Raw genomic sequence first — 13,647 nt, 5'->3', positions numbered from 1 at the left:
GGCCTACAGGACCTTCTCGTAGGCGATGCGCAGGGGGTCGCGCCCGCCTTCGTAGGGGAGGGTGATGACGCCGCAGCGCTCGTAGCCGAGCTTGCCCACGAGCCCCCGCATCGGGACGTTGCGCTCATGGGTGTCGATGCGCATGCTCAGCGCGCCGCGGCCGCGGGCGATGCGCTCTCCTTCGGAGAACATCGCGGTCATGACGCCGCCGCGGGCGGCCTGCGCGCTGACGGCGCAGCGGTGGATGACCGCATAGGTCGCCGCACGGCTCGTGGACTCGGTGAGCCAGGCGCCATCGATGGCGTCGTAGGTCTCCTCCCCATCGAAGGAGAGCGCCATGACGCCCAGGACCGTCCCGTCATCATCGACGGCGACATACGAGGCTCCCTGTGCCCTGTCGGCTTCGATGTCGATGCGATTGGGGTACTCGTCCTGCCATTGGGGGATCCCCATCGCTGCAAGCGCGCGCTTCCCGTCGGAAAGGCAGGCTTCGGCGGCGGCGACGTCGGAGTCAAGCGTCTGCCGGATGGTGATGGCCATGCATGGCCCCCTTTCAACAAATAGTGTGTCTGAGAGAATCGCGAGCCAATACCTATCTGTGGGCTCGGGGAGGGGCGGGACCGACCGTATATCATCCGCGCGCAGATTCCGCACGAACAGAAGGCCCCAGTGGGGCCTTCGTCGTGAGCCAGGACTGCCCGAGCACGGATGATATACGGTCGGTCCCGCCCCTCCCCGAGCCAGGCGGCCTAGAACTGGCTCGGGTGCTTCTCGAAGAAGTCGAAGCGAGGCGGCAGCGGCTTGACCCTGTGTTCGCCCGGCTGCTCGCCGAGCCCGGTGACGAGTTCGTCGCTGGTCTTGAAGATGTTGTCCCACGAGAAGAAGGCCTCGGGGGCGATGGCGAAGTGCTCGCAGATCTTCTCGCAGCCCGCGGGCACGATGCCGTGCATGAGCACCGTTGCGGCGCGCAGCTGATGGAAGGCGTCGACGAGCGCCTGCGCCATGGCTCCGTCGTCCTCGGCGTTCTTCGCCGCCTTGGAGGCATCGCTCCAGCGTTTGTTGGCGGAGCGCAGGAGCTCGTCGCACACGCCGAGGGCGTGGTGCAGCTCGAAGGTGTACATGGCCTGCTCGAAGGCGAGGATCGCCTGCTCGGTCTCGGTGACGACCGCGGGCGACGGGGCGCCTGCGGGGATGCGGCCGGTGCGGTAGGCGGCCGTATCGCCGTCCTTCTCGGCGACGCCGTAGAAGCAGGAGCGGGCAAGGCGGTTGAACACGCCGGTGAGCAGCGCGCCCTCCTTGAGAGCGGGATCGATCACGCGCTTGTCGTCGCGCGCGAGGACGGGGTTGCCGTCTTTGTCCTTGCCGGTCTCGCGCGTATCGAACGCCTTCGGGGAGAAGCTGACGGGCTTCTCGCCCAGGCCGAGCGACAGCCAGTGGGCGCGGAGCTGTTCGGGGGTGTAGTGCTCGAGCATCTCGTGCGCCAGCGGCGGCGGGGTCTGGGAGCTGGAGCTCGCCTTCTTGCCCATGTACAGGATGTGGTAGTTCGCGGCGACGCACGACTGCTGCATGTTCCAGTCGAGCGCCTCCCACATGCCGGATTGCGCGATGCAGTAGAAGTAGATGTTGTCCTGGCCGATGAACTGGTAGGCGCGGGCGTCCTCGCTCGCCCACCAGTCGCGCCAGTCCAGGCTGGCGTGCGTGTAGGCGGGCTCATCCATGATCATGGCGGGGGCGTCGCCGACGAGCCTCGCATCCGCGACGGCGGTCGTCGCGAGCTCCGTTTCGGGCGTGCCCGCAGCTTCGAGCCTGGCGGCATCGCGGGCGAGCACGGCACGGGTGAAGCTGATGGGCGCCCAGAGGCTCTCGGGCCACACCCACGCGGTGAGGTCGTGGCACCCGTCGATGTCGGGCAGGGGCACGCCCCACTCGACGTTGCCCGAGATGCGGAAGGGTACGAGCGCCTTGCCGGAGCGGAAGCGCACGCCGGCGCGGTTGAGCACCTCGTGGGCCTCGTCGCGCTCGCGCCAGGTGGGGAAGACCACCGTGAACGAGCCCTTGTTGCCCTCGGCCTCGATGACCTCGTGGGCGGGCAGCTCGGCGCGGACGGCCTCGAACTCGTCGCGGAACTTGACCTGGATGAAGAGGCGCGGGGCATCGAGCCATTCCTCCATGGTCTTCGAAACCACGGAGCGAACCGTGGGGTCGGCGGCCAAGCGCTCGGCGTGCTCGCGCATGTACTCGGTGTAGGCGGGCAGGTCGAAGTAGAGGTTGTCGACCGGAACGAGCTCGGGCGTCTCGCCGGTCAGCGCGCTCTTGGGGGCGATGAGCTCCTCGGGCTCGAACTGGTGGCCCAGGTCGCACTCATCGGCGTAGGCCTTCTCGGACTTGCAGCCCTGGATGGGGCAGCGGCCGAGGACCTGGCGACCGTTCAGAAACTGCCCGGCGGCAGGGTCGTAGAACTGCTTGGTGCTCATCTTGGTGAGCTTGCCCTGCTCGTGCAGGCGCTCGACGAGCTCTGCCGTCATGGCCTCGTGGATATGGACTGCGGGCTCCAGCGCGCTGCCGGCGTACAGGTCGCAGGACACGCCGAAGCTGGCCAGATCGGCTTCCTGGCTGTCGTGGTTCTCGCGCACGTAGTCGGAGATGTGCTTGTCGTAGCCGTCCGCCTCGCGGCGCTTGCGGAAGCCCTCCATGATGGGGGAGCCGTAGCAATCGGTGCCCGAGACGAAGATCACGTTCTCGCGGCCCAGGCGGTCGCGCAGGAAGCGGGCGTAGAAGTCTGCGGGCACGAAGACGCCGCCCACGTGGCCGAAGTGCAGGCCCTTGTTGCCGTAGGGCATGCCGGCGGTGACGACGGCGCGGCGCGGCCAGCTCACGCGTTCCGTGCGGCTAAGATTCTGTGCCATGGAAGGCTCCTTTTCCGGTATCTTTCGTATGCATGGCGCAACATTATCGCACATCGAGCGGGGTGGATGATCGTGTTGGAAGGCATGGTTAAAATCGGGGAGATACGCATATTCGAAGACGAGCGCTTTCGTGCCCGGATGGTCCGTGCGTCCGGCGCCGTCGTCGCGCTCGGCCTCGCGGCGTGCGCCGCGTGGTACGCGCTCGCGTCGTTCACGTCCCTGCCCCTGCCGCCGATCGAGCCTGTCGCCGGGGGCACGGACGGCGTCCCGGGTGTCGGGGCGTGGCTCGCCGCCCTCGCGGCGGGCACGCTTGCTCCGCTCGGCGTGCACGAGCTCGTGCACGCCGCCCTGTTCAAGCTGTTCGCACCGCCGGGCACGCATGTTGGATTCGGCGCCGACTTGCAGCAGGGCATGCTGTACGCCGCCGCCGAGGGGGTCGTGTACACGAGGCGGTCCTATCTGGTCATCGCGCTCGCGCCCACGTTCGTTGTCACGGCGTGCCTTGTCGGTGTCGGCGCGGCGCTCGCCTGGCCGCTGTGGACGCTGGTGACGGTGTCCGTCCACCTGGCGGGCTGCACGGGCGACTGGGGATATGCGCGCGCGATACGGCGGGACCGCTCGATCGCGTATTGCGAGGACACCTCGTGGGGCGTCGCGTTCTTTGCGGCGGCCCCGCGCGAAACGGAGGGATGATGACGAGGCTGCTGCTTCATGCATGCTGCGCGCCCTGCTCGCTGGAGCCGGTGCGGCTGCTTGTCGAGGAGGGTTTCGAGCCCACGATCTGCTGGACGAATCCCAACATCCAGCCCGTCGAGGAACACGACCGGCGCTTGGGCGAGCTTCGGCGCTGGTGCGAGGGCATGGGCATCCGGCTCATCGAGGCGGGCGAGGACCGCGGGCGCTGGGAGCGCGGGGTGGCGCCGATCGGCGCTCGCGACCGTCAGCGCCGCTGCCGCGCCTGCTACGCGTTGCGGCTTGCCGAGGCGTGCCGCGTCGCCGAGCGCGAAGGGTTCACCCATGTGGCCACGACGCTCGCCGTCTCGCCCTACCAGCTGTTCGACACCTGCAACGACGTGCTCGAGCGCTTGGCTGCCGCCCATGGCCTCACGCCGGTCATCCGGGACTTCCGCCCCTGGTACCCGGAGGCGACGCGCCGGTCGCGGGAGCTCGGCATGTACCGTCAGAACTACTGCGGATGTCGCTTCTCCGCCGCCGAGGCCGCGCTCGACCGCGCGCGCCTGCGCGATGAGCGCAAGGCGGCGAAGGGCGCGGCCCACGCGTAGCGGGATGGCTGCCCCGCCCTTGCGCGACCCGGATACTTGGGCCCGTATGCCGTTCCGTCCGGATGCCGGCGCACGGTGCCCCCGAAGCCCCGCAATCCATGCTTTTGCGTGCAGACCGCCCGCGCCGCCGGCCCCCGTCCCGCCCGCGCGCTATCATGGGGCGCTGTGAGAGTGAAGTTTCCCGTACGAGGAGCGCATATGCGTACCGACGATTTCGATTACAACCTTCCCGACGAGCTCATCGCCCAGGCGCCCGCCGAGCCGCGCGACTCCTGCCGCCTGCTCGTGCTGCATCGCGGCGACGGCTCCATCGACCACCGCATCTTCCGCGATATCATCGATTACCTGGAGCCGGGCGACGTGCTGGTCGCGAACAAGACCCGCGTCATGCCCGCCCGCCTCATCGGCAGGAAGCCGACGGGCGGTACGGCGGAGACCCTGCTGTTGAATCGCCGCGAGGACGTCGATCCGATGGGGGCCGTGTGGGAGTGCCTGGTGAACCCGGGCAAGCGCCTGAAGCCCGGTGCCGAGATCGAGTACCGCGCCGGCGGCGCCCTGGCGCCCGAGGGGGCTCCGGTCGTGTTGCGCGCGACCATCCTCGAGTTCGTCGACGATAGCCGCGGCGGGCGCCTGGTGCGCTTCGAGCCGGTCGGGGAGAACGCCGACGGCTCCTTGCGCACGCTCGACGAGGCGATCCACGCCGCGGGCCACGTGCCGCTGCCGCCCTATATCACCGATTACGAGGGCGATCCCGAGAAGTACCAGACCGTCTACGCCATGGAGGAGGAGCATAGCGCCGCGGCTCCCACCGCGGGCCTGCATTTCACGCCCGAGCTCATCGAGCGCATCGAGGAGAAGGGCGTGCGCTTCGAGACCGTCGAGCTCGAGGTCGGCATCGACACCTTCCGCCTGGTGGAGGAGGACGACCCCACCGAGCACGTCATGCATACCGAGCGCTACCACGTGCCGGCGGAGACGGTCGAGGCGGTTCGCGCCGCGAAGGCGGCGGGGCATCGCGTGATCGCCGTCGGCACGACCGCCGTGCGCTCGCTGGAGAGCTCGTGGGAGGCCGACGTCCCGGCTGCCGACCCCGCGGTGTGCGCGCGTCGTTTCGAGGACGCGCCCGATTCCGCCGCCGTGTGCGGCCGCGGCGACATCGCCGTGCGCGAGGACGCGACCACCAACCTCTACCTCATGCCCGGCTCCACGTTCCATGTGGTCGATGCGATGATCACCAATTTCCACGTGCCGCGCTCGACGCTCATGATGCTCGTCTCGGCGTTCGCGACGCGCGAGCAGATCATGGCCGCCTACGAGGCGGCGGTGGAGGAGCGGTACCGCTTCTTCAGCTTCGGCGACGCGATGCTCATCGAATAGGAGTCGCACAGGACGATACCGTGCAATGGGGGCGCCGACATCCGCAAGGGTGCCGGCGCCCCGTTCCATGGGAGGCGGACGCGCGTCGAGTGCCGCCCGGGTGCGCCTTCAGGGGCGCGCCGTCGGGGGCGCATCCTCTGGGTACGCAGTACTGGCCCGGGCATGCCAAAGGGGACGTACCCTCTTGGCATGCCCGGACTCTTTGCGCTGCGCCGCCAGCTTGCGCCTACCTAGCGGTTCTTGCCACGGAGCCGGTCCAGGATCTCATGGGAGGGCTCGAGCAGCACCTCGAGGACGATCCAGGCCACGGCGAAGGCTATGGTGGCGGGCAGGGAGCGACTCATCTCGAAGACCACGTCGAGGGCGAACCAGAAGAGCACGCCCACGACGATCGAGATGGGGAAGTAGTTGCGCCTGCAAAACGCCGCGAAGCCGCCCTTCTCCGCGCGGTCCGCCGAGCCCTTCTTGATATCGCCCACCATGTACTCGGCAAGCTCTTGGTCGGAAGCCAGATGGTGCTTGCGCATGAGGTGGCTCATGCGCACGATCACCGCGGCGAGCACGATGAGGAATAGGACATAGATGGCGAGGCCGAGATCGTTGTCATGCGGCGTGGCTTCGAGCAGCCTTCCGATGGGAAGGTAGAGCAGCGCGATGCCCGCGACGGCTGCCCAGAGCACCTTGAGCTCTCGTCGGTCGGCTGAGACCCGCTTGGCCACCTCGACGCCTCCGGCTGCCGCGAGGTCCTCGAGGCCCGTGTCGAAGATCCCCGCCAGCAGCGCGAGCGATTGGATATCGGGGAGGGTCTTGCCGTTCTCCCACGAGGAGATGGTCTGGCGCGAGACGTGGCACGCCTGGGCGAGCTCGTCTTGGGACATGCCGAGCGCCTCGCGGTGCTCGCGGATCCGCGCCCCTATGGTTGTCGATCCGCTCATGGTTCCTCCTTCGGTCGCGGATGCCTCCGATTTCGCATCAAAGTGTATGTGTTCGCGCGCGAGGCGTCTGTCAAAAGGCTCTTACATGGGGCGATTTAGGCTGTGCGGCGGCGCGCGTGCAGCCCGGAAGAAGGCCGCACGTGCGCATGTCCTGCTCATCGGGGTGCGTCCCTTCCGCTTGCCGCTCGAATCTTGCCGTTCGCGGGAGCTTGGCATTGTCGGTATAGCGGTCCCGTTCTGCGGGGACAATCAGGTCGACACAGAAATCGTCGCTCCGAAATCAAGCGACCGTCAAGGGAGGCGAGTCCGATGAACAACGAAGAAATATCAGCTTTTGGGCCCGTCGCCTGCGAGACCGAGGTCTTGTAACATCTGGGGCGAGCGGACTCGCCCAACGTTTTCCGACGAGCATCGGATGAGGCCGTTGATGGAAACGCGGACGGGCCCACAAGTTGATCCGGTCGTACCACTTCGATTCGGGTTCAAGGTGATTCCAAAGTTCTGATATGCAGGCGGGGCGAAGGCCCCGCCTTTCTTATGCCGAAGCCCGGTTCCGCCTCTCAAAAAGGGGATAGGCACTTTTTTGAGGCCTGGGACTGTGGAGAGCCGGGTCGCTTCCGTCTCCAATTATTAATGGGGAACGCCTATCGGGGGCAGTCGTGCTGCAAATCTTCCAGTTGGGGGCGTAACCGTTCCGCAAACCCAGACGAGGTCTTGGACCGCGTCTGCTCAATTTGGTGCCTGTCCCCTTTTAATATGAGTTGAACATTGTCAAGAGGCAAAAAGGCCCTGCCCCCCGCGGAGCCACCGCGGACGGCAGGACCCATCCATCTTCACCCGGGGGACGCGCCGCTTGGGGGGCGTGTCTGCTCGACGCACGTTCGGCACTCTAATATCCGCGGGTCGGAACCGCATTTCGTTGCTACGGCTGGGGGCCTCCGGCTCGATCGCAGTCTTGAGGCGGGCGTGGCGGTCTCCCGCTGCCCAAAAAAGGAACTGGAACGGCCTCCCAACGGCCTCGAGCGCGGCGAGCCCCCGGGGTCGGACTCCTATCTCACCGCGGGAGCTACCGGGCCATGAGCGCTATCGCCCAGACCCAGCAGGCCATCTCGCGGGCCGTCGCGCAGTTCGCCACGCACGGCCTCTTCCCCGCCTGGGACATGGCGTCCCGCCTGTCCTGCAGGCGGCGGTTGCACTTCGCGGCGTGCCTCGACACGGCCGGCGCGACCCCGTGGCCCGGCCTCGGCTTCTTGGGGTGCCTCGTCGACATCGGGACGTGCCAGGGCGCCTCGACCAGCGCGCGCCGGACGTGGCCGTTACCGGCGCGGGTGATCCCGCCGCGCGACTCCGTCTCGCCGCTCGAGCGCTCCGGGGGGCCAGGCCGCACCACGAGGCGAACGACGGCGCGGTCGGGAACCTCGAGAAGTCGCCGGCCTCGGCGGCGAGCAGGAAGGCACTCGCGACGTCGATGCCCTTCACCAGGCAGAGCGCGTCGACGACAGGCGCCCACCCGGGGCGCGCGGCGGCCTCCTCCACCTTGCGCTCGAGCTCCCTCTTGGCCTCGGCGCAGCGCTCCACGGCGTCCATGTAGTGCTCGTAGGCGGCCGCGTCGTCGGCCTCGCCGAACTCGATCGACCTCGCCCACCTCCAGTACGCCTCGGTCCAGTTCGACCTGCGGCGCCCGGCCGGCGTCGTCTCGTCGAACACCAGGCCGTGCCTGAGCAGGAACTTGGACATGCGCTGCCTGGCGCGCTGCAGGTCGTCGCGGGCGTCCTCGAGCGCGCGGGAGAGGTCCCGGGCGGCCTCGGTGCGGTCATCGGGCACCCACGCCTCGACGACGTTGCGGCAGGCGAGGAGCCTGGCCAGCCACTCGGCGTCGCGCCGGTCGTTCTTGCGGCCCCGGTCGGCCGCGGGCCGGTGCATCTTGGAGACGGCGCCCGCGGCGCAGTCGGGGCCGAGGGCGCGCAGGGCGCGGCACAGGTGGAAGCCGGTCGGGCCGCTCTCGTACACCGCCTTGGGCGACTCGAACCCCAGGACCCACTCGGCGACCGACGCCGGGTCGTAGCCGAACCTGGCCCGGGTCACCTCGCCGGTCATGGGGTCGAAGGCGCATGCGGAGATGCTCCTCGCGTGGACGTCGAGACCGATGGCTGTGACATAATCGAACATGGCGGGCCCCTCTCCGTCGCATGTGGCGCGCGGCCACGGTTGGTGTTACGACCATTGTCGCCCGACCCACGATAGAGCTACAAGGGGAGGGGCTCCCAATGTTCAACTCATATCGTCTTGAGCGGGGCTAAGGCGAGGGGTTCGTCGGTCCGGCTTGTTTCGTTTTGGCGGGCCGGGCGCTGCATCGCGGTGCAGCGCCCGGCCTTGCGTATAATGGTGGGCATTCGACTGAACGTGCCCCGCGTCCGCGGCTCTCAGGGCTTCGTGGCGCGCGGCGTGCAGAAAGGAGCGCCCATGGCCTTGAGCCGGGAAGACGTCCGCGGCATCGCGGACTATGCTCGTATTGCGCTCGCGGACGACGAGCTCACGGAGATGACCGATTACCTGAACGACGCCGTGCAGATGCTGGAGCCGGTGCTCGCCTACGACGTGCCCGACATCGAGCCCACGTTTCATCCCATCGGCGACCTGGCGAACGTGATGCGCTCGGACGAGGAGGAGGCGGCCCGTTCCCTCGACCTCCCTCATGCGCTCGGCAACGCGGCGTCGGTGAGCGAGCGCTATTTCCGCGTCCCCTCGATCCTGGGAGAGGAGGGCGATCGGTAGTGGCTGCCTTCCTCGATTCGCTCACGGCGTCCCGTATCGCCGCCGGCGTCTCCGCCGGGGACTTCACCGCCCGCGAGGTCGCCGAGGCATCGCTCGCCGCCATCGCGGCGCGCGAGCCGCAGGTCCAGGCGTTTCTGCAGGTGACTTCCGAGCTCGCGCTCGCCGCTGCGGACGCGGTGGACTCTGCGCGCGCCGCGGGCGCCCCGCTTGGGCCCCTAGCCGGCGTCCCGCTTGCCATCAAGGACAACATGAACCTCATCGGCACGCGCACCACCTGCGCATCCCGCATGCTCGAGGGCTATGAGTCTCCCTATACCGCCACGTGCGTGCAGCGCATGCTCGACGCGGGCTGCATCCCCATGGGCAAGGCCAACATGGACGAGTTCGCGTTCGGCTCCTCCACGGACAGCTCCGCCTTCCACCCGACCAACAACCCGTGGGACCTCGAACGCGTCCCTGGAGGGTCCTCGGGCGGATCGGCTGCCGCAGTCGCCGCGGGCGAGGTCGCGCTCTCCCTCGGTTCCGATACGGGCGGATCGATCCGCCAGCCGGCGGCGCTCTGCGGCGTCGTGGGCATGAAGCCCACGTACGGCGCGGTCTCGCGCTACGGCGTCGTCGCCTTCGGCAGCTCGCTCGACCAGGTCGGGCCCTTCGGCCGTACCGTCGAGGACGTCGCCTTGGCCATGCAGGCGCTCACCGCCGCCGGTCGCGACCCGCAGGACGGCACGAGCCGGGATTGCGCGCAGGATTTCCTCGCCCATCTCGACGACCCGGTCGAGGGCCGTCGCGTGGGCATCGTCCCCGCGCTCATGGAGGCCGAGGGCCTGACGCCCGAGGTGCGCGCCGCCGTGGAGTCCGCGGCCCGCACCCTGGCCGACCAGGGCGCCGAGCTCGTCGAGGTCGACCTGCCGCACCTCGATGCCGCCATCGCCGCGTATTACGTGATCGGCCCCGCCGAGGCATTCTCCAACCTCGCGCGCTTCGACGGCATCCGCTACGGCTATCAGGAGCCCGGCTGCTCCAACCTCGCCGCCCAGAGCGCGAAGAGCCGTGCGCACGGTTTCGGCGCGGAGGCCAAGCGCCGCCAGATGCTCGGCGCCTACCTGCTCTCGAGCGGCGTGTACGACACGTACTACTATGCGGCGCAGAAGGCACGCACCCTCATCACGGCCGATTACGCATCTGCCTACGAGAAGGTCGACGCCATCCTCATGCCCGCCTGCCCGCGCACCGCGTTCAAGCACGGCGAGATCTCCGATCCGACGCAGATGTACCTGTCCGACCTGTACACCATCTCGATCAACATCGCAGGTAACGGCGGCGTTTCCGTTCCGCTCGGCCTCGGGGCCGATTCCGGCCTGCCCGTGGCGGCGCAGCTGGTGGGCCCGGCGTTCGCCGACCGTGACCTTTTGACGTTCGCCCGTGCCGTGGAGCGCGGGCGTGAGGACGAGGTGGCCGGCGCCGCCGCGGGCGCCGTCGCGCCCGCCTTCGCAGGGAAGGGAGGTGAGCTCGCATGAAGGAGCTCGCGGAGGTCCTGAAGGACTGGGAGGCCGTTATCGGCCTGGAGATCCACACCGAGCTCACCGCGCTCGACACCAAGATGTTCTGCGGCTGCAAGCTCAGCCATGATGACGAGCCGAACGCCAACGTGTGCCCGGTGTGCCTGGGCCTGCCCGGCGCCCTGCCGGTCCCCAACAAGCGCGCCATCGAGAGCATCGTGAAGGCCGGCATCGCCACGAACTGCCAGATCCAGAAGCGCTCCATGTTCTACCGGAAGCACTATTTCTATCCGGACATGGCGAAGAACTTCCAGACCACCCAGGGCCCCGTCGCCTTCGCCATGCACGGCCGCCTCGACCTCGAGGTCACCGGCCGCGGCGCCGCCGAGCGTCCCGCGTGCGCGTTCGGCGCGGCGGAGGCGGAGAGCCTCGCCTCGGCGAGCGCCAACGCCGAGGGCCTCTCGACTGCCATGAACAAGCAGATGGCCGAGGGCCGCGCGGCGGTCGGTGCGCTTTCCGCCATGAGCGGCTACGACACGGCGGGCCTCGCCGTGCCGGAGCTCCACGAGGACGGCAGCTACACCGTGCCCATTCGCATCCTGCGCATCCATATGGAGGAGGATGCTGCCAAGATGGTGCATGTGGGCGGCGAGGAGGGCCGCATCGGCGGCGCTGCCGAGAGCCTCGTGGACTACAACCGCTGCGGCACGCCGCTCATCGAGCTCGTCACCGAGCCCGACCTGCGCACGCCCGAGGAGGCGCGCCTCTTCATGGAGAAGCTCCGCCGCATCTTCCTCACGCTCGGCATCTCCGACTGCTCGATGGAGCACGGCTCCATGCGCTGCGACGGCAACGTCAGCCTGCGCCGCCGCGGCGAGACGAGTCTCGGCACCAAGACGGAGCTCAAGAACCTCAACAGCTTCAAGGCGCTGCACGACGGCTTGGCCTACGAGATCTGCCGCCAGGCCGAGGTCCTCGAGGAGGGCGGCACCATCTACCAGGAGACGCGCCATTGGGAGCCGAGCCGCAAGCGCACCCAGGTGATGCGCGTGAAGGAGACGGCCGACGACTACCGCCTGTTCCCCGATCCCGACCTGGCCCCGTTCGACCTCACGGACGAGTTCATCGAGCGCTGCCGGGCCGAGATCCCCGAGCTGCCCGATGCGAAGCGCGATCGCTTCGAGGCCGATTTCGGCATCAAGCGGGCCGACGCCGAACAGCTCGCCGGCGATCCCGACATGGCGGCGTTCTTCGAGCGCGCTGCCGCGGGCCGCTCCGGCAAGGAGGCCCAGACGGTGGCGAACCTCATCGTCAACGAGCTCACGGGCTTCCTCAAGGCGTCGGGCGCCGACCTCGCCGCAAGCGGGATCGCGCCGGCGCAGGTCGCGTCGCTCGCCAGGCTGCTCGCCTCCGACGCGATCTCGAGCAACCAGGCCCACGAGGTCTTCGGGGCCATGGCCGAGACGGGCGAGGACCCGGAGGCGATCGTGGACGCCCGCGGCATGCGCCAGGTGAGCGATGCCGGCGCCCTGCAGCCGATCGTCGACGAGGTGCTCGCCAACTGCCCCGATCAGGCCCAGCAGTACCGCGACGGCAACCAGAAGGTCATCGGCTTTCTGGTGGGCCAGTGCATGAAGGCGAGCCGGGGCACGGGCAACCCCAAGCTCTTCAACGAACTGCTGCGCGCGAGCCTGTCGTAGCGAGGCGCCTGTGGCGCCCGCCGCGCGCGTCGGGATGAAGATGACCAGGAGGGCGCCCCGCTGTGCGCGGGGGCCTTCCTGGTCATCCGTGCCGTGAATAGCAGGGACCCGCGACGATACCGCTAACGGGGTCGTCGCGGGTCCCTGTCCGCGAACGTTGATTGCGGTGCGTCGAGCGATCCTGGCGCGTCGCCGCCTCGGCCCCACTCCTCGCTACAGATACTCGATCTGGGCGCCTTCCGTGTCGCAGGTGAGGATGTGCGTCTCGCAGGCGGGGAACGCCTCGCGCAGGCGAACCTGGAGGAACTTCGCCACGATGGTGTCGTCCGTGACGGCCATGAGGGTCGATCCGGATCCAGAGATCCACAGCGTGCCCGCGCCGCCGTCCAGGCAGGTCGCGCGGATCGCGTCGTAATCGGGGATGAGCGCACGGCGGTAGGGCTCCTGCAGGCGGTCGTCGTTGGCGTCGGCGATCAGGCCGAGGTCGCCGGTCTCCAGGCCGCGCGTCATGCCTGCGATGCGACCCATCTGCCATACGGCGCTGGACAGGGGGACCTCCTGCGGAACGACCTTGCGCGCCTCGCTCGTATGCACCTCGTAGGGCGGGATCACGGTGATGAAGCGCAGGCGGTCGCTCACGTCGTAGCGCAGGCAGCGGGGGAGTCCGCCCTCGGGCGTGAACGAGCACACGGCGCCGCCCAGGATGGCGGGTGCGACGTTGTCGGGGTGACCCTCCACGGCGGTGGCGATGCGCACGAGCTCGGCGCGGTCGACGGTGTGGCCGGTGAGCGCCGCGGCCGCCATGATGCCGGCGACCACGCAGGTGGAGCTGGATCCGAGCCCGCGCGCCACGGGCACCTCGGTGGAGATGTCGAGCTTCACGGGGAAGGGCTCCTCGCCCCACTCGCGCAGCGCATCGACGAACGAGACGTACACGAGGTTGCCCTCGTTTTGGAACTCCTCGGGACAGCCGGTGATCTGCAGCGTCTCGGCGCGCTCGAACGTGAAGTGCGAGTACAGCGAGACGGCCATGCCGAGCGTGTCGTAGCCGATGCCGAGGTTGGCACTGGTCGCGGGGACGGTGATCTTGATCATGCGGGGCCTCCTGAGGGGTGCTGGATCGGCTGCTGGGAGCGGGCGCAGGCGCGTGCCAAAAGGGACGTACCCTAACG

10 protein-coding genes and 1 pseudogene are annotated in these 13,647 nt (G+C 68.7%); 6 read left to right on the top strand and 5 right to left on the bottom strand.

The features are described 5' to 3' along the window. Positions 1–3: 3 nt before the first annotated feature. Together BQ7355_RS08790 and BQ7355_RS08785 are read right to left on the bottom strand one after the other, a co-directional pair. A complete protein-coding gene (locus BQ7355_RS08790) occupies positions 4–540 on the bottom strand; it encodes a GNAT family N-acetyltransferase (RefSeq protein ID WP_072415832.1) in 537 nt (178 codons plus the stop codon). Between the two features lie 209 nt (positions 541–749). Beyond that, positions 750–2,906 (bottom strand): class I tRNA ligase family protein, encoded by a 2,157-nt coding sequence (locus BQ7355_RS08785; protein ID WP_072415831.1) that lies wholly within the window; start codon positions 2,904–2,906, stop codon positions 750–752. A 66-nt stretch (positions 2,907–2,972) separates the two neighbouring features. Here BQ7355_RS08785 and BQ7355_RS08780 point away from each other — a divergent pair, with 66 nt between their 5' ends. The 3 genes from BQ7355_RS08780 to queA all read left to right on the top strand — a co-directional run bounded on the left by BQ7355_RS08780 (position 2,973) and on the right by queA (position 5,566). Continuing rightward, on the top strand, positions 2,973–3,599 hold the full coding sequence (locus BQ7355_RS08780) for a DUF3267 domain-containing protein (RefSeq protein ID WP_072415830.1): 627 nt from the start codon (positions 2,973–2,975) through the stop codon (positions 3,597–3,599). Further along, a complete protein-coding gene (locus BQ7355_RS08775) occupies positions 3,599–4,189 on the top strand; it encodes an epoxyqueuosine reductase QueH (protein ID WP_072415829.1) in 591 nt (196 codons plus the stop codon). The genes BQ7355_RS08780 and BQ7355_RS08775 overlap by 1 nt, the downstream gene beginning before the upstream one ends. 198 nt (positions 4,190–4,387) lie before the next feature. Then, complete coding sequence (gene queA / locus BQ7355_RS08770) at positions 4,388–5,566, top strand: tRNA preQ1(34) S-adenosylmethionine ribosyltransferase-isomerase QueA (RefSeq protein WP_072415828.1); 1,179 nt, start codon at positions 4,388–4,390, stop codon at positions 5,564–5,566. 230 nt (positions 5,567–5,796) lie between these two features. Here queA and BQ7355_RS08765 read toward each other — a convergent pair whose 3' ends face one another. Together BQ7355_RS08765 and BQ7355_RS08760 are read right to left on the bottom strand one after the other, a co-directional pair. Next, positions 5,797–6,501 (bottom strand): helix-turn-helix transcriptional regulator, encoded by a 705-nt coding sequence (locus BQ7355_RS08765; RefSeq protein ID WP_072415827.1) that lies wholly within the window; start codon positions 6,499–6,501, stop codon positions 5,797–5,799. Between the two features lie 1,066 nt (positions 6,502–7,567). Then, positions 7,568–8,598, bottom strand: a pseudogene (locus BQ7355_RS08760) (IS110 family RNA-guided transposase). 366 nt (positions 8,599–8,964) lie between these two features. Here BQ7355_RS08760 and gatC point away from each other — a divergent pair. From gatC to gatB, 3 genes are read left to right on the top strand one after another with little or no spacing between them, the layout of a single operon-like run. Next, positions 8,965–9,276, top strand: coding sequence for an Asp-tRNA(Asn)/Glu-tRNA(Gln) amidotransferase subunit GatC (gene gatC, locus BQ7355_RS08755; RefSeq protein WP_072415826.1), 312 nt, complete (start codon positions 8,965–8,967; stop codon positions 9,274–9,276). Next, a complete protein-coding gene (gene gatA / locus BQ7355_RS08750) occupies positions 9,276–10,793 on the top strand; it encodes an Asp-tRNA(Asn)/Glu-tRNA(Gln) amidotransferase subunit GatA (protein ID WP_072415825.1) in 1,518 nt (505 codons plus the stop codon). Before gatC ends, gatA begins: the two co-directional genes overlap by 1 nt. Continuing rightward, complete coding sequence (gene gatB / locus BQ7355_RS08745; RefSeq protein ID WP_072415824.1) at positions 10,790–12,475, top strand: Asp-tRNA(Asn)/Glu-tRNA(Gln) amidotransferase subunit GatB; 1,686 nt, start codon at positions 10,790–10,792, stop codon at positions 12,473–12,475. Before gatA ends, gatB begins: the two co-directional genes overlap by 4 nt. Positions 12,476–12,688: 213 nt before the next feature. Here the strand turns inward: gatB and thrB are convergent, their stop codons facing one another. Further along, the gene (gene thrB, locus BQ7355_RS08740) at positions 12,689–13,570 is read right to left on the bottom strand and encodes a homoserine kinase (RefSeq protein WP_072415823.1); all 882 of its coding nucleotides are present in this window, start codon (positions 13,568–13,570) and stop codon (positions 12,689–12,691) included. Positions 13,571–13,647: the final 77 nt, after the last annotated feature.

Origin of the sequence: Collinsella phocaeensis (assembly GCF_900119895.1) — a bacterium.
Taxonomy (GTDB): domain Bacteria; phylum Actinomycetota; class Coriobacteriia; order Coriobacteriales; family Coriobacteriaceae; genus Collinsella; species Collinsella phocaeensis.
Note: the sequence above shows the minus strand (reverse complement) of the source record. Positions and strands in the feature narration are given on the sequence as shown.